The sequence below is a fragment of the Arthrobacter sp. TMP15 genome, from assembly GCF_039529835.1.
In the GTDB taxonomy this organism is placed as follows: domain Bacteria; phylum Actinomycetota; class Actinomycetes; order Actinomycetales; family Micrococcaceae; genus Specibacter.
This window is the reverse complement of record NZ_CP154262.1, coordinates 2,939,965-2,956,570: the sequence shown is the minus strand read 5'-3', so window position 1 is coordinate 2,956,570 and position 16,606 is coordinate 2,939,965. Positions and strand designations below refer to the sequence as shown.

Annotated in this window: 12 protein-coding genes; 10 read left to right on the top strand and 2 right to left on the bottom strand. The window is 56.4% G+C overall.

Annotated features, from left to right (window positions below; all coding sequences use genetic code 11):
* The first annotated feature begins 1 nt into the window (after position 1).
* On the top strand, positions 2-868 hold the full coding sequence (locus AAFM46_RS13255; RefSeq protein WP_343318284.1) for a hypothetical protein: 867 nt from the start codon (positions 2-4) through the stop codon (positions 866-868).
* Between the two features lie 22 nt (positions 869-890).
* Positions 891-1,970 carry a 4-hydroxy-3-methylbut-2-enyl diphosphate reductase gene (locus tag AAFM46_RS13250; RefSeq protein WP_343318282.1) on the top strand — a complete coding sequence of 360 codons (1,080 nt, stop codon included), beginning with the start codon at positions 891-893 and terminating at the stop codon, positions 1,968-1,970.
* A gap of 20 nt (positions 1,971-1,990) precedes the next feature.
* On the opposite strand, the gene AAFM46_RS13245 is transcribed toward AAFM46_RS13250, so the two are convergent.
* Complete coding sequence (locus AAFM46_RS13245; RefSeq protein ID WP_283531029.1) at positions 1,991-3,187, bottom strand: DNA recombination protein RmuC; 1,197 nt, start codon at positions 3,185-3,187, stop codon at positions 1,991-1,993.
* A gap of 203 nt (positions 3,188-3,390) precedes the next feature.
* Here AAFM46_RS13245 and ychF point away from each other — a divergent pair, with 203 nt between their 5' ends.
* From ychF to AAFM46_RS13210, 7 genes are all read left to right on the top strand, one after another.
* Entirely contained in the window at positions 3,391-4,500 is a 1,110-nt protein-coding gene (ychF, locus tag AAFM46_RS13240; RefSeq protein WP_343318278.1) for a redox-regulated ATPase YchF, read from the top strand.
* 16 nt (positions 4,501-4,516) lie between these two features.
* Positions 4,517-5,596, top strand: coding sequence for a hypothetical protein (locus AAFM46_RS13235; RefSeq protein ID WP_343318276.1), 1,080 nt, complete (start codon positions 4,517-4,519; stop codon positions 5,594-5,596).
* Positions 5,597-5,881: 285 nt separating this feature from the next.
* On the top strand, positions 5,882-7,855 hold the full coding sequence (locus AAFM46_RS13230; protein ID WP_343318274.1) for a class I SAM-dependent DNA methyltransferase: 1,974 nt from the start codon (positions 5,882-5,884) through the stop codon (positions 7,853-7,855).
* A complete protein-coding gene (locus AAFM46_RS13225) occupies positions 7,852-9,717 on the top strand; it encodes a DUF262 domain-containing protein (RefSeq protein WP_343318272.1) in 1,866 nt (621 codons plus the stop codon). The genes AAFM46_RS13230 and AAFM46_RS13225 overlap by 4 nt, the downstream gene beginning before the upstream one ends.
* A 167-nt stretch (positions 9,718-9,884) precedes the next feature.
* The gene (locus AAFM46_RS13220) at positions 9,885-11,087 is read left to right on the top strand and encodes a hypothetical protein (protein ID WP_343318270.1); all 1,203 of its coding nucleotides are present in this window, start codon (positions 9,885-9,887) and stop codon (positions 11,085-11,087) included.
* 2 nt (positions 11,088-11,089) lie between these two features.
* Positions 11,090-14,023: a type I restriction endonuclease gene (locus AAFM46_RS13215; protein ID WP_343318267.1), complete on the top strand. Its 2,934-nt coding sequence runs from the start codon at positions 11,090-11,092 to the stop codon at positions 14,021-14,023.
* Between the two features lie 108 nt (positions 14,024-14,131).
* Positions 14,132-14,839, top strand: coding sequence for a hypothetical protein (locus AAFM46_RS13210; RefSeq protein ID WP_343318265.1), 708 nt, complete (start codon positions 14,132-14,134; stop codon positions 14,837-14,839).
* Positions 14,840-15,625: 786 nt separating this feature from the next.
* Here AAFM46_RS13210 and AAFM46_RS13205 read toward each other — a convergent pair.
* On the bottom strand, positions 15,626-15,826 hold the full coding sequence (locus tag AAFM46_RS13205; protein ID WP_343318264.1) for a hypothetical protein: 201 nt from the start codon (positions 15,824-15,826) through the stop codon (positions 15,626-15,628).
* A 195-nt stretch (positions 15,827-16,021) separates the two neighbouring features.
* Between AAFM46_RS13205 and AAFM46_RS13200 the strand changes: the two genes are divergently transcribed.
* Positions 16,022-16,300, top strand: coding sequence for a hypothetical protein (locus AAFM46_RS13200; protein ID WP_343318262.1), 279 nt, complete (start codon positions 16,022-16,024; stop codon positions 16,298-16,300).
* The last annotated feature ends 306 nt before the right edge of the window (positions 16,301-16,606 follow it).

Genomic DNA, 16,606 nt, shown 5'->3' with positions numbered 1-16,606 from the left:
AATGTCAGAAAATTCTCGTGTTTTGGGATGGTTCATGCGCACGCTTACCTCAGTATTTCTCGTCGTCCTGGCGTTGCTGTTAGCAGCCGTAGCCGGGCCAGCCATATGGATGCAACATAACGTTGTTGCCCAGGCCGGGTTTGTTGAGCTTGCCGGCCCCCTTGGCAGTAATGAGGCGTTCCAAGAGGGACTGTCAGCCATGGCCACCAGCCAGGCAACAGCCTCACTTGACCTGCCACCGCAGCTGAACAATATCGCGGCTGCTGTCATTAACTCTGCGGCCCGTAGCATTTACACCGACCCTGGCTATGCCCAAGCGTGGAAAGATACCCTGAAGCGTAGCCACAAACTGACTTTTGACGCCGCCGGAAACAAAGATATTCAGGGGGATGTCCTGGTGGATATTGCTCCGCTAGTTGGCTTGATTTCCGCTAATGTCGGCAAGGATATCGGCATCACTGTGCCCACCCCTAAAGACGTAGTCGTGAGCCTTGATCAGCCTAAGGTGGCCCAGTTGCTACCCAAACTGACCATGGTGGCCGGTTGGGGTGGCTGGTTGGCTTTTATCGCCGTGGATCTTCTTATTTTGGGGATAGTGGTTGCCCGACGGCGCGCTGTGACAGTTGTGCTGGCTGGCTTGGGACTGGCAGTGGTGGCGTTGTTGTGGGTGGCGGGCTCAGGTTTTGTGGAGACGATCCTGGCGGAACTTGTTGTTGGGCCGGAGGTTGCGCAGCAGTTTGGCCAGGAGCTCAGTGTCCTTGCGCGGCAAAGCTGGCAGGGTGGGATTACCCTTACATTCGTGACGGCGGCAGTGGTGGCCGTGGCTGGTGTTGGAGCTCTCATAGTTAAGGGCAGACGCACCACGTAGGATGGCACGTAGGATGGTGGGTATGAGCACCACTGCAATGTCTTTTCCTATGCCCGCCGTTCCGCGCCGTCGCAGGTCGCCCGAAGAGGTGGCCGCCGCCGCCCCTGTGAGCGGAGAAAAGCGCGTCCTGCTTGCCGCCCCGCGTGGCTATTGCGCTGGAGTAGACCGCGCCGTCATTGCCGTGGAGAAGGCGATTGAACATCACGGAGCACCCGTTTACGTACGCAAACAAATTGTGCACAACGTTCATGTTGTCTCTTCCCTTGAAGCACGCGGGGCAATCTTCGTGGAAGAGAACGAGGAAGTTCCAGAAGGTGAACTAGTGGTCTTCTCCGCCCACGGTGTTTCCCCGGCCGTGGTTGCGTCCGCTGCGGAGCGCGGGCTGCGGACCATCGACGCCACATGCCCGCTGGTAACCAAGGTTCACAAGGAAGCTGTCAGATTCGCCAAGGAAGAAAACCACATTCTCCTGATTGGCCACGAAGGCCACGAGGAAGTGGAAGGAACCTATGGCGAGGCACCCGAGAGCATCACGATTGTGAACAACCCGGATGAGGCTCGGACCGTTCATGTTGCAGACCCCGACCGCCTGATCTGGCTTTCTCAGACCACTCTGTCAGTGGATGAGACTATGGAGATTGTTGAAATCTTGCGTGAGCGGTTCCCGAAGTTGCAGAATCCTCCCAGCGACGATATTTGTTATGCCACCACGAACCGCCAGACTGCCATCAAGGAGATAGCCCCTCAAGCCGATCTGGTGATAATTGTTGGTTCAGCCAACTCCTCCAACTCGGTCCGTTTGGTGGAAGTTGCTCTCGAGTACGGTGCCAAAGCATCCTACCGAGTGGACTTTGCCCACGAAATTGATGAAACCTGGTTTGAAGGCGTGGCCAGTGTAGGCGTTAGCAGTGGGGCTTCAGTACCTGAAGTGCTTGTCCAGGATGTGCTGCACCTGCTTGCCACGTACGGTTACGAGTCCGTGGAAGAAGTAGTCACGGCAAAAGAAGACATCTTGTTCTCCCTGCCCAAAGAACTACGCGCAACATTGAAGGCAGCCGGCGACCCCGATTACAAGGGAGTTCGCAGCGCCAACCTGCTGTAATTAGCCTGGACCATAAAACACTAAATAGCTTGATTTATCCTTGGTGTTTCCTCAAATTCAGGAGCTGTGAGTATTCGCGGGGTGCTCTCTACTTGGGCAGGAGATTCAAGCGATTTTGGGTCAAGAGCATTGAGCTTGCGGGCGGTGGGCAGAACCCTTGCTTCGAGAGTTCCCACTAATTTGTTGTAGCGGTCAACACTTGTCTTAAGTGAGACGCCTACTGCTGAAACGGCCTCGCCCATGGTGCCCAAACGCGTGTACAGCTGGGCTGAGAGCTCAAAGAGTTCCTTGGCGCTTTCGGTCAGGACGTCTTGGCGCCAACTAAAGGCCACGGACTTCAAAATGGCCATAAGTGAGATGGGCGAGGCGAGCACCACGTTTTTGGACATTGCATAATCCAAGAGACCGGGGTCGGACATCAGTGCCGCTGAGAGGATTGACTCCACCGGCACAAAACAAATCACCAGTTCCGGAGAGTTTGTCGCTGAGGCCCAGTACTGCTTACCAGCCAGCGCATCAATGTGAGCCTTAACGGCTTTGGCATGGCGAGCCAAATGTTGCTGTGATTCGGCGCTGTCGGTTGTGCCGGCGTCGTGCGCGTTGAGAAAGGAAGATAATGGAACTTTGGCATCCAGGACCAACTCCTTACCACCGGGAAGCCGGACAATCATGTCGGGGCGGTGAACGCCGTCGTCCGTGGCGGTGTGGACCTGTTCCTCAAAGTCGACGTGGGCAAGCATGCCAGCGGACTCCACCACACGGCGCAGCTGGACTTCGCCCCATTTGCCACGGGCACTATTGGAGCGAAGGGCTGAGGCCAGCGATGAGGTCGTGGCCAATAATTTGGCGTCTGCGTCCTTAGCGGCTCGTAGCTGTTCGGCGAGCTGACCGTACTGTTCTACACGATCACGCTCGAGCAAAGCGACTTGGCGCTGCACGGCGCTGAGCTTCTCGGAGACAGGCCCCAATGCCTGCAGGACGTTCGAATCAGAGCCTTGCTGAGCTGTGAGGGCGTGATTCTGCGAGGCAAGAAGCCTGCGTTCTGCATCCGCACCAGCAAAACTCGTATTGAGCGCGGCCACCCGCTCATGGGCCGCATCCGCCTCCTCGTTTGCACCGCGGAGTCTGCCCAGCAGCACCCACGCTACTGCGGCGGCGCCGAGCACCAGCCCAACTACCAACATCAATACGGCTACAAGCCACCCAATTCCATTCATGAAACTACCTTCGCATGAAGCACTGACATTGAGCGTTTCTTCTCGCTGCAGCCTCGGTACGGCGCCAGGGGGTAGATATTACGTTTAGCACCCGGTGTACGGCGGGCGGAAAGTAATAACTACCCCCGAGTCCGTGTTCAGGGAGCTGAGTGCTGAATTCGCGCGGCTGAACAAAATGGGCGCCCTGCCGGTAAGCTTGACCCGTGGCTCTTACAATTGGCATCGTCGGACTGCCCAACGTCGGCAAATCAACTCTTTTCAACGCACTGACTCGCAACAACGTGCTCGCAGCGAACTATCCGTTCGCCACCATCGAGCCCAATGTTGGCGTCGTCAGCCTGCCCGATCCCCGTTTGGCGAAGCTCGCTGAAATCTTCGGCTCGCAGCGCTTGCTGCCTGCAGTGGTGTCTTTTGTTGACATCGCAGGAATTGTCAAAGGCGCTTCGGAAGGGGAAGGGCTGGGCAATAAATTCCTGGCCAATATTCGCGAGGCTGAAGCGATCGCTCAGGTCATCCGGGTCTTCGACGATCCCGATGTTATTCATGTGGACGGTAAGGTTGACCCCCGTTCCGATATGGAAACCATCAATACAGAGCTGATTCTGGCTGACATGCAGACCATTGAAAAGGCGATTCCGCGCTTGGAAAAGGCTGTCAAGCTCAAGCAGCGAGATGCAGCCGAGTTGAAGGCAATCTTGGCCGCCCAGACTGTCCTTGAACGCGGAGACACCATCTTTGCTTCCATCAAGAGCGACAAGCTGGAGATGGAGCACTTGGCCGAGCTCAGCCTGCTCACGGCCAAACCTTTCATCTATGTTTTCAATGTTGATGACGCAGTTCTGGCCAACCCGGAGCGCCAAGCCGAGCTGCGTGAACTTGTGGCTCCCGCAGACGCGATTTTCCTTGACGCCAAGCTGGAATCCGACCTCGTTGAGCTAGATGAGGAGGAGGCTAGGGAGATGCTCGAGATGAGTGGCCAAGAGGAATCAGGCCTGAATCAGCTGGCCCGCGTTGGCTTCCACACCCTTGGTTTGCAGACGTACCTCACGGCAGGTCCGAAAGAAACGCGCGCGTGGACCATCCGTCAGGGTGACACAGCTCCGCAGGCAGCCGGAGTTATCCACACAGATTTCCAGCGTGGATTCATCAAGGCTGAAGTTGTCCACTTTGATGACTTGATAGAAGCGGGATCGATGCACGAGGCCAAGGCCAAGGGCAAGGTCCGTATTGAGGGTAAGGAATACGTTATGCACGACGGCGACGTGGTGGAGTTCCGTCACGGAATAACCTCTGCTGCACAGGGTAAAAAATGATCTGCAAAAACGGTAGATGCAGCTTCTGTCGTTCGGGTCGGTGAGCCATATGACCTATGAAGTGACGTTTCATCGCACTGAGCGACTACGTGCATTGGCGCGGTGGTCGGAAGTTGGCGTCTTGGAACAACGTAAGAAGTTGCCAATTGAACAGGCATTCGCAGAACGCGTTGCCCGTTTAACAGAGGTTTTCTTCAGGCCAGTTTCACTCCACGACTCCAGTTCCGTGAAATTTCATCGCCAGCTGAGCTACCTCATGGATGCATTTGATGCGTTGCCCGAGCGGGTGGACATCGCTTTCGACTCGACTTGGAAAGCGTTTGAGCTGGCCTCGACAGACATGAATGATGGAAATATCACTGATCGGCTCAAGTCGTTGTCGGGAACACTTGATGTAAGCCTCACGAATCGACTTTGTTCATTCTTCCCTGTGCAATCCTGCGAATATCTATTCAAGCGGCTCGTTCCTGATGTTGCTATGGCTAAGACTAAGCTTGCTAATGCTAAGGCCAAACTTGATGAGGCTGAGGATAAAATTGCTACAGCCGTGGGTGCGGCGGAGATGAAGGCCGCGAAGGCTTGGGAAAAGGCCGCTAAGGTCGATGTGAATGCGGCTAAGGCTGACGCGGGCATTCGAATTGAAAATCGGGTAACAGGCTTGAATGATGCCAAAATCGTTCAGCTGTTGGAGCACTTGCGCGCCACTTATGGAGACGACTCTTCAGATTCCCGACGAAAGGGCTCGCTACTTCTGAGAAAGGCACTTCGGGGGGACGTCCTCGATCTCGGGCCGGTCTCGGGGTTCTGTCTTGATGCATCGTCGCGTTCGGGCGTCCTCATTTCCTTGTTTTTGTACACTGCCCGCAATGGCAGGTTTCATGGTGAGTCGTTCTCACCTTTTGTAAGCAGCGACGCGAGCATACGTACATACACCCATCCGTACTTTTTGTTCCTTGCTTCCTACTATCTGCTCTTGAGCGTGTGGAAGGTCAGCTGCCCGCAAGTACTTTCATGCGACACCGCCGGAATTACCGCCTCACTCGAAAAGAATATAGACACGGCGATGAAACTGTTCGGGCGACATTGGGATAAGTAGCGATTAGACGTGGAAAGTACCAAAAATGCGTCGGAAATGAACGACGACGCAGTGGAGTTCCTGCATGGAGTAGCATCTGTCGTTCAGGGCAAAAAATGACGATCGACGTTAAGATGCTCGGTCGAGTGAAAGTGCTGCGAACTATGGTGGAATTCCGTCACAACTAAACACCTGGACGTTACGAGTCGCCTCTGGAACTCTCGTCTTGGTGGAGGCGGCATCGCCTGTAATCGTTTGGTCTCCCGGCAGTTCAACGGGACGTTCTGTCAAGAGTGAAGGATCCCAGTGTCGCAAAGCCCCATCAACCATTCTCGAATCGCAGCCCTCATCTGGAGCATCGCTGACGACGTACTGAGAGACCTCTATGTCCGCGGCAAATACCGCGACGTGATTCTCCCCTTCACTGTCCTTCGCCGACTCGACAGTGTCCTCAGGCAGACTCGCGACGCGGTGATGACGATGAAGAAGATGCTCGATGATGCCGGCATTGCCGATCAGGACGCACCGCTCAGGGACGCCGCCAAGCAGGACTTCTACAATACGTCCGGATTCACACTGCAGGATCTGCGCCACACGTCGAACTCGACGCGGCTGCGTCAGAATTTCGAAGCGTACCTGGATGGGTTCTCACCGAATGTTCAGGAGATCATTGACAATTTTGAGTTCCGCAACCAACTTTCCCGGCTGACCAAGGCTGACGCACTCGGAGCGCTGATCGAGAAGTTCCTCGCGCCTGATCTTGACCTCTCGCCGACGGGGCTTGATAACCATGGAATGGGCACCGTCTTCGAGGAACTCGTGCGTCGGTTCAACGAGGAGAATAACGAAGAGGCTGGTGAGCACTGGACTCCGCGTGACGCGGTGCGGTTGATGACCAGATTGATGTTTGAACCTATCGCTGACGAGATCCCTTCGGGAACATACCGTCTCTATGACGGCGCGATGGGTACCGGCGGCATGCTGACCGTCGCCGAGGAAACACTGAAGCATTTGACGGAGAGCTCCGGCAAGAAAGTGTCCACTCACTTGTATGGGCAGGAGATCAACGCCGAGACATACGCGATCGCGAAAGCTGACCTGATCCTCAAAGGTGATGGGAAGGCGGCTGACAACATCGTCGGTGGTCCGGAATACTCAACACTTTCGAATGATGCATTCGCGGGGCAGGAGTTCGACTTCATGCTCTCGAACCCGCCGTACGGCAAGAGCTGGAAGACCGATCAGGATCGGCTCGGAGGTGCAAAGAAGATCATCGACCCGCGCTTCGTGGTCACCCACGCCGGCGACAGTGAGTACTCACTCGTCACGCGTAGCAGCGATGGGCAGCTGATGTTCCTGGCGAACCTCATCTCGAAGATGAAGCAGGAGACTGAGCTTGGCTCTCGGATCGCGTCGGTCCATAACGGGTCCTCGCTGTTCACTGGCGACGCAGGACAGGGCGAGAGTAACATCCGTCGATGGATCATCGAGAACGACTGGCTCGAAGCGATCGTTGCGCTGCCGCTGAAGATGTTCTATAACACGGGTATCGCGACATACATATGGGTGCTCTCAAACCGTAAAGAGGAGCGACGCAAGGGCAAGGTTCAGCTCATCGACGCGACCGGCTGGTCCACGCCGCTCCGCAAGAACCTCGGCGAAAAGGGTGTTGAGGTTAAAGCTACGGACGCCGACAATGTTCTTGAGGCGTTCAACGCATTCGACCAGTACGACGACACCGATCGTTCCAAGGTGTTCGACGGAGTCGATTTCGGCTACCAGAAGATCACCGTCGAGCGACCGCTCCGAATCGTGGGTGTGAACCCGACCCGCGTGTATACGGCGAAGGAAATCAAGCAACTTAAGGAAGACGGTGTGCGCGACGAGACTGCGCCCGCAGTCATCAAGAAGATGCTCCCGAATGCTGCTGTGCCCGACCCGCTGCGCGGCCAATACGAGGTGACTATTGACGGGCGTACTCGCGTGGTGGAGTACGAGCCCGACACCGAACTTCGCGACACCGAACAGGTGCCGCTGACCGAGCCAGCAGGAGAGTTCGCCGACGGCATTGAGGCGTTCTTCCGACGTGAAGTTACACCCTATGCAGCGGATGCCTGGATCGATAAGTCGAAGACGAAAATCGGCTACGAAATCTCCTTCACTCGCCACTTTTATAAGCCCGCTCCGATGCGCACCCTTGCAGATATCCAAGCCGATATCCGCGAACTCGAAGCCGAGACCGACGACCTGATCGCCGAGATTGCGGGAGGTCAGGCGTGAGCGAGCGCGCAAACAGTATTGACGGAGTCGCTAAGACGATCGCCGAAATTCTGAAGGACAAGAAGTATTCGATTGACTATTACCAGCGCGAATACAAGTGGGAGACGAAGCAGCTCGCTGAGCTCGTGACGGACCTGACGGGGAAGTTCCTTGAGTTCTACAGCCCGGATCACAAGCGGACTGCGGTCGGAGGATACCCAGGGTACTTCCTCGGTTCGATCATCGTCTCGCAGAAGGGTAGCCAGCCGTTCGTCGTTGACGGTCAGCAGCGGCTCACCACGCTCACGCTGATCCTCACCTATTTGCGTCGTCTGCAGAGTGATCTTGGTACCTCCGAGGTGAAGATCGATGAGCTGATCTATTCAGAGGCCTACGGAGAGAAGTCTTTCAACCTCGACGTCGCCGACCGCAACGACAGCATGCAGGGCTTGTTCGAACAAGGGGAGTATGAAGCACCGCCTGAATCCGTTGAGTCAGTGCATACACTCATCGCTCGATACAGCGAAATCGACGATCTCTTCCCGGACGAACTCAAAGGCGATGCGTTGCCGTACTTCATCGACTGGCTCAAGGATCGCGTACAGATCGTTCAGATCACCGCTTACAACGACGATGACGCGTACGCGATCTTCGAAACGATGAACGATCGCGGACTTAAATTGACTCCGGCCGACATGCTCAAGGGCTACTTGCTTGCGAACATCGATGACGGAGCGCCGCGCGCGAAAGCTAACGACCTCTGGCGTTCCTGGATGCGGAGGCTCGACGATTTTGATGAGGGTCTCGGCTCGGACTTCCTGAAAACTTGGCTGCGAAGCCAGTACTCAACCAAGATTCGTGAGCGCAAGAAGGATGCGAAGCCCCAGAACTGGGACCGCATAGGCACCGAGTTTCACCGGTGGCTTCGTGGAGATGCCAAACGCATCGGGCTTACCTCGAACGACGCGTTCGGCACGTTCGTCACGCGCGACCTCGACTTCTACGCGCGCCAGTACGAGCGCATCATCGAGGCCGAGGTATCGTTTGCTCCGAAGAGCCCGCTGCGGTTCATCCGGTTCAACGCCGACCATCGCTTCACTCTTCAAGACCAGATGCTGCTCGCTCCGCTCCGCACTGATGATGAAGCCGCGACCATCGATATCAAATTCGAGATCGTTGGCCGCTTCATCGACATCCTGTTGGCCTGGCGTATCTGGAATTTCCGGGCCACTGACTACTCGACGATGCAGTACGGCATGACTGCGCTCATGTTTCGCATCCGAGGGCTAAGCGTCAGTGAACTGGCTCGCGAGTTGTACCGTTACCTCCTCGACGAGAAGGAAACCTTCGACTCGGGCGCAGACCTATACGTGCACCAGCAGAACCGCGGCCAGCTCCATAAGATCCTCGCCCGTATCACCGACCACGTCACAACACAGTCGGGGCAGGCCTCGAATTACGTTGAACTCACCGGTGGCACGGGAGTGAAGTACGAAGTCGAGCACATCTGGGCAAACCATCCAGAGCGCCATACCGGCGAGTTCGTCCAAGAGACTGAATTCGCACGGCACAGGAACCGCATTGGGGGCCTGCTTCTGCTCCCGAAACAGCACAACGGCAGCTACAACGACGACACTTATGAGCAGAAGCGGCCCCGCTACTTCTCTCAGAACCTGCTGGCAGCGTCACTCGATCCGCAGGCCTACGAGAAAAACCCGGGCTTCGTTCGGTTCGTGCGCAGCCGCGGGCTCGACTTCCGCCCCTACGACGCGTTCACCGCTACTTCAGTCACCGAGCGTGGGGACCTGTACCGAGCGATTGCCAAGCAAGTGTGGAATCCCGAGGACCTCCTTCGCGTCGCCGGTCTGGCGGTGGCGGAGTGATGTTTCGAGATTTACCGAGCTACGATCAATACGCCACGAACGATAGTTCATGGTTAGGGCCGTTACCGTCGCATTGGACTACGCAACGCACAAAATCGCTTCTGACCGAAAGAGGCCAAAAGGGGTATCCCGAAGAACCACTGCTCGCGGCGACGCAAAGCCACGGCGTGATCAGAAAATCCGACTATGGCACTCGAACGGTCACAGCATCTAAGGACCTCCACCTGCTGAAGCTCGTCGAAGTCGGTGACTTTGTGATCAGTTTGCGTTCGTTTCAGGGTGGGATTGAGCGTTGCTATCATCGGGGGATCATCTCGCCCGCCTATACCGTGCTGACAGCCATATCGGCTGGATATCGGGAATACTTGACGTATTTGTTCAAGTCGAAGCACTTTATCAGCTCGCTGACGCTCGCGGTTACTGGGATCAGGGAAGGCCAGAACATCGACTATTCGACTTTGGCCGTTGACTTACTCCCAGTGCCGTCAGCGGAGGAACAAACGGCGATCGTGAAGTATCTCGCCCACGCGAACGCTCGCATCGACAAGGCCATCGCCGCGAAGAGCCGCCTCATTGCGCTCTTGGGCGAGCTTGACCGAGCGGTGGAAAATGATCTTGCTGGGTCAATTAATGCGGGTACGACGGACGGGAATCCAATTCCTTGGCTGGGCTTGGTCCCATCGGTATGGAAACCGATCCCCGCGAAGCGGTTGTTCAAAGAGGTTGATCGGCGGAGTGTGACCGGTAGTGAAGGCCTTCTGTCGTTGCGAATGCGCGAAGGGCTGGTTGATGCCAACGACTTCACTGAGACACCCATTCCGCCGGAAGCCCTTCTCGGCTACAAGATCGTTCGCCCCGGTGACATCGTGATGAACCGAATGCGTGCGGCGATTGGCCTTTTTGGAGTCGCGACTAAGGAGGGGTTAGTGAGTCCTGACTACTCGACAATGACGGTTGAGGCTGGTGTGGATCCCGGATTTTTCTTGCACCTCTTTAAGACCGACGCGGCGATGGCTGAGTTTCGTCGACGGTCGAATGGATTGGGTACAGGGGCATCCGGATTCATGCGCCTGTACTACGAAAACTTCGGCACAATCCACCTACCGTTTCCACCCCTCGAAGAGCAGATGCGGGTGACCGTAGCCATCGACAGACAGCGTGCCGGAACGATGCCTGTACGTTCACGTGTACTGCGCGAGGTCGGCCTGCTTCAGGAATTCCGCACACGCCTGGTCGCCGACGTCGTGACAGGCCAGGTGGACGTTCGTGCGATCGCAGCGACGTTGCCTGATGCGCCTGAATCGGTCGACACTGAGATGTCGGAGCCTAATGTTGATCTCGAGGAAGTACTAAGCGAAAGCGAGAAGTGAGCATGCAGCGACTCAACGAGGAGAGCCTGGAAAAGCTCATTGTCACCCAGATGAGCGAAGGTGGCTGGACTGAGGGTGCGCCCGGCGACTACGTCGCTTCCTACGCGCTCGATCTCGGGCATTTTGCCGCGTTCATCGAGTCAACCCAGCCGGATCTCGTTGAGCCGCTTGGGCTCACGACGGAAACTCCTACGCGTCATAAGTTCCTCGCTCGTTTACAGGGAGAAATCACGCGACGCGGGGTTGTCCACGTATTGCGTAACGGTATCGATCACCATGGTCACCACATTGACCTGTACTACCCGACGGCTGCGGGCGGGAACCAGAAGGCGGCTGAGCATTTCGCCGCCAACCGGTTCGTAGTCACTCGGCAGGTGCACCACAGCGTCAGTAACACCGGTGATGCCGTTGACCTCGTCGCGTTCGTCAACGGTCTGCCGATGTTCACGTTCGAGCTGAAGAACAACATCACGAACCAGACCGTCGAAGACGCAGTGCAGCAGTACCAGCGCGACCGTGACCCTCGCGAGCCACTGTTCGCATTCGGCCGGACGATCGCGCACTTCGCTCTTGACGATCAGCGTGCACGATTCTGTACCGAACTGAAGGGAAGCTCGTCGTGGTTCCTGCCGTTCGATCAAGGATTCAACGATGGAGCGGGTAACCCGCCGAACCCTGATGGGATCATGACGGACTATCTATGGCGGCAAGTGCTTTCCCTACAGAGTCTCGCGGGGATCATCGAGAACTACGCGCAGATCGTGGTCGAGAAAAACTCGAAGACCGGCAAGAAAGTGTCGAAAGCGATCTTTCCCCGTTACCACCAGCTCGACGTCGTACGACAGCTCCTCTCTGATGTCGAGGCGAATGGTGCCGGTCGGAAGTATCTCATCCAACACTCTGCAGGTAGCGGTAAATCAAACTCGATCGCCTGGCTTGTTCACCAGCTCGCTGAGGCCACACATGCCGATCAGATAGCCTTCGACTCGATCATCGTGGTCACCGATCGCATCATCCTTGATAGCCAGCTCACGCAGACCATCAAGTCGTTCCTTCAGGTGGGTTCGACGGTGGTTCATGCCGACCGGTCCGGAGATCTGCGGCGGGCGATCACGGCGGGCAAGAAGATCATCGTCACCACGGTACAGAAATTCCCATACATCTTGGATGACATCGGCGCGGACCACCGTGACCGTAGTTTCGCCATCGTCATCGACGAGGCGCACTCGTCCCAAGGGTCGAAAACCTCAGCGGCCGTCTCCAGCGCCCTCGCTGGCATCGAGACCGACGAGGAAGACACTGTCGAGGACCGGATCAACCGGATCATCGAGGGTAAAAAGCTATTGTCGAACGCGAGCTATTTCGCGTTCACCGCGACGCCGAAGAACAAGACGCTTGAGATGTTCGGGGAGCCGGTGCCCAATGTCGAAGGTGGCACGGGCTTCTTGCCGTTCCACTCGTACACGATGAAGCAGGCAATTCAGGAGGGCTTCATCGTCGATGTCCTGGCCAACTACACGCCTGTCGACAGCTACTACAAGCTGATGAAGACAGTCGAGGACGATCCAGAGTTCGACGCGAAGCGTGCCTCGAAGAAGCTTCGCGCCTATGTCGAGGGCAATGAGTACGCGATAGCGCAGAAGACAGACATTATGGTCGAGCACTTCCTTGCTCAGGTGATTGCTAAGCGCAAGATCGGTGGCCAGGCGCGCGCAATGGTCGTCACCTCGTCGATCGTGCGGTGCATCGAGTACTTCCATGCGATCCGTGATGCACTCGCTGCGCGCAAGAGCCCGTACCGGGTAGTCGTCGCGTTCTCCGGTGAGCACGAATACAAAGGTTTCAACGTCACCGAGGCGAGCTTGAACGGCTTCCCCTCCAACGCGATCGCCGAGCAGGTGAAGACCGATCCGTATCGGATTCTTGTTGTCGCAAACAAGTTCCAGACGGGCTATGACGAGCCGCTCCTGCACACGATGTACGTGGACAAGATGCTCTCAGGCGTCATGGCCGTGCAGACGCTGTCGCGACTGAACCGGGCGCACCCGGCCAAGCACGACACATTGGTGCTGGACTTCGCCAACGTCTCCGACGACATCCAAATCGCGTTCGAGCCGTACTACCGCACGACGGCGTTGGCAGAGGAGACCGATGCCAACAAGCTGCACGATCTGGTCAACGACCTCGATGCTTCCGGTATCTATACGCCCGAGCAGGTCGAGGAATTCGTCAGTCGTTACCTGGAAGGGGAGAATCGTGACCGGCTCGACCCGCTTCTCGATATCAGCGTCGCAGATTACATCGAGCTCCCCGATGAAGATGACCAAGTGACGTTCAAGGGTAATGCGAAGGCGTTCCTGCGTACCTACAACTTCCTCTCTACTGTCCTGCCCTACGGCAGTAGTGAATGGGAGAAGCGTTTGATCTTCCTCGACCACTTGGTGCCGAAATTGCCCGCACCCAAGGAGGACGATCTCTCGGCAGGCATCTTGGAGAACATCGACCTGGAGTCGTATCGGGCTGAGAAGCTCAATACGATGAAGATCGTCCTCGATGATGAGGACGGCATCCTCGAGCCGGCTCCGGCTGCTAGTGGGGGGCACCGCAAGGACACGGAGCTCGAAAGGCTTTCGGCGATCGTGCGGAGTTTCAATGACCACTTCGGCAATATCGACTGGAACGACGCCGACCGCGTCGAACGCTTCATTACCGAAGAAATCCCAAGGCTCGTCGCCGAAGATGAGGCGTATCGGAACGCTCAAGTCAACGACGATCCCGTGAACGCCCGAGTGGAAAGCGACCGTGCTCTCAGCCAAGTCATGTTGCGCCTCATTGCCGATGACACTCAGCTCTTCAAGGAATTTCAGGACAACAGCAGCTTTAAGCACTGGCTCGCCGAGGCCGTGTTTAGAACGACATACAGGAAGAGTGCATGACCACGGCCGCCCACGGGTGGCTCGTCGAGTCACGGCCAATATTCGATTTCTCAGGCTCAGTCTGAGCCAATAGGCCTCGCGCCCATCAGAATGTGAAGGAATCTGAGTATGAGCAATGGTGCCGGTGCAAAAGCACGCCGCGAAGAAGAGATTGCATTCCTGGCCATGGAGCAGGTCCTTGGCATCGACATCAGTCTCGCGGACGCTGCCGGCGGTGACAAGATGCCCGATGGCTCTTGGGTGAATGAAGACGGCCGTACTTGGGGCATCGTCGAGATCACCTCGCCTCCGGCCAGAGACCTCCTGACTGAATGGGCGCGAGCGAAGAAGGAAGGCCGACCGCAGATGGAGAGCGGGTCGGTTCCGCTGCGCCTGAACGAGCTCGCTGACGTCTGTGCCGAATTGCTCGCAGCGGACTGGGCGCTCGAAAACATCGAGAAGCTGCAAGCCCAGCAGGCTGATGAACGCCATCTCTTCCTGTTTGGGCGAAGTCACGATGTCAAGCATTACTTCTATCGCCTGTCCGATTCGGACAAGGGCGGGTTGGTAGAGCCTGTTGAGGATCTCGCCTTGCCTGAGGGCATCTCTGATGTCTGGTTCAAAGGCCGAGCGCGACGCAAGTCTCGTCAACTGCTGGGAACCACCGAGATCTGGTTGGCGAGATACCAAGCCGGTGTTGGATGGCAGCGCCATGTGGTGGAGATTGAAGAGCAAGACCTGCCCTCTCCGGCCGCAGGCATAGCAGACGACCCCGTGCCCGCTGAGATGCGGCACCCAAAGGACCGAACAGCCGCCAGCGGGGCGGCTGATGCATGATGGGCCACTCGTGTACCAAGTAGCGAAACTCTTCGCGAGGTCGTGTCGTGTCAGACGCGTGACGCATCACCAGTAGCAGGCCAACGAGCAAGGTCTCAAGTACGACATACGGGTTCTCAACGGCTTAATTCCGACGCCGATCACACAGGATTCGAGTACATCGCACCTCCTATTTGGCCGCGAGACCACGATGGCTTACCAAAGTCGTCAAGGCATTCTCTTTTCCTCGCAGCATCATGAACCGCCCGGGTCTGCCCAGGATCTAGTTGATATGGACAGCGGACCAGCTGCAACGCATAACAACACGCCGCCTACCGAGCCTGTTGTAGGCCTCAGCTAGTCTTAACGGACTATGGCGGTCATAAGGACACCAAACCCCTGAATCACGGGTGTTGTTCGCTTGGAGTAGTCATGAACGAAGCTGTTTGAGATTCACTTATTGTATTGAAATACTGACAAAGGGGAGCTGTGTACAGGGCACAAGTGGTCTGCAAGGGGTGCGCGGTTACATTTGAGTCTCATCAACGAGCCAGACTCTTCTGCTGTTCTAGCTGTAATTTCACCTTCAGACTCGCGTGGCTCGGGAGGTGTAGATACTGCAAGGCTGAGGTTCCATTTGAGTACAAGATTGGCCTGGGCCGCAATGAGTCAGGTACGCCGTTGGGTGATTTCCCGGCAGAGCACCAGACGTGCCGGGCACAGTATCTCGACGAATTAGGACGCGATGACGATTGTCGATGCGTGGACTGCAAGGCGCGAAAGGGCATCACCAAATCGATTCCCCAATCAATGGCGCAGCGCCGTCCAACTACCCACGGCAAGCACCGCCGGACTGTGCTCGAACGGGATGGCTTCATCTGTCAGATCTGCGATTTGCCAACCGATCCCGATGTCGGCACGACTGCGGACCAGTATCCAACACTGGATCACATTATTCGTGTTGTTGATGGAGGAGGCGATGATTTGGATAACCTGAGGACTGCTCACAAGTGGTGCAATTCTGCCCTCAACGTGAGCCTTTTCGGCGAAGGATGGGTACGAGCCCGTGCTCAGGATAGGTTCAGACAGAGCTAACCCTTGGACTCACTGGCTCATCTTTATGAATCGAAGGGTCCGAAGTCCTCTTTGTTGCGCCCTGCAGGTAGAATGTGATTTACTGCACATTCCAGCTAGGGGAGCGACATGAGCGACGACGTATCAGAAATCATTATCCAGCTTGAAGAAGCGGGCAAATTATTTGAAGTTCACGAGGTGCGCACTTTTGGCGGGTGCCTGGACGAGACCAATGAGGAAGTCCGTATATCTGTAATAGACATGGGCGACTCAAGGCCCTCCACGCGCTATAGCGCCTCGGCTGTCGTAGTTGACGATCCTTCCCGCCACGCAGCCGGTAATGCAGAGGCTTCCCTTGATATGGCTATTCATGTTGTTCACTGGAGTGACTTGAAGAAGCGCAGCTAGCCAGATTCGGACAGGGGAGTGTCTCGCATCCGGGCACTCCCCGTCTTTTTTGTTCGTGATGATGGACAGGGCGCGTGCATACGTTATCTAAGTGAACTTGCGCCAACCCCCTAGTCTGCCAGTTTCGGGCATTTTCAATCGCACGGATCGCGTTAGAGGTTGCTACGTACCGGAACTCGATGGAATATGGGTTCAACGCAGAAGAAACCCCTGGCCTGCAAGTTCTAAGAAAGTGGCGATCGGTCGAGTCCCGTTTAACGTCGGCCGTTGTGACCTCCTAGCTACCTAGTGTGCTCTTCGTCGAGC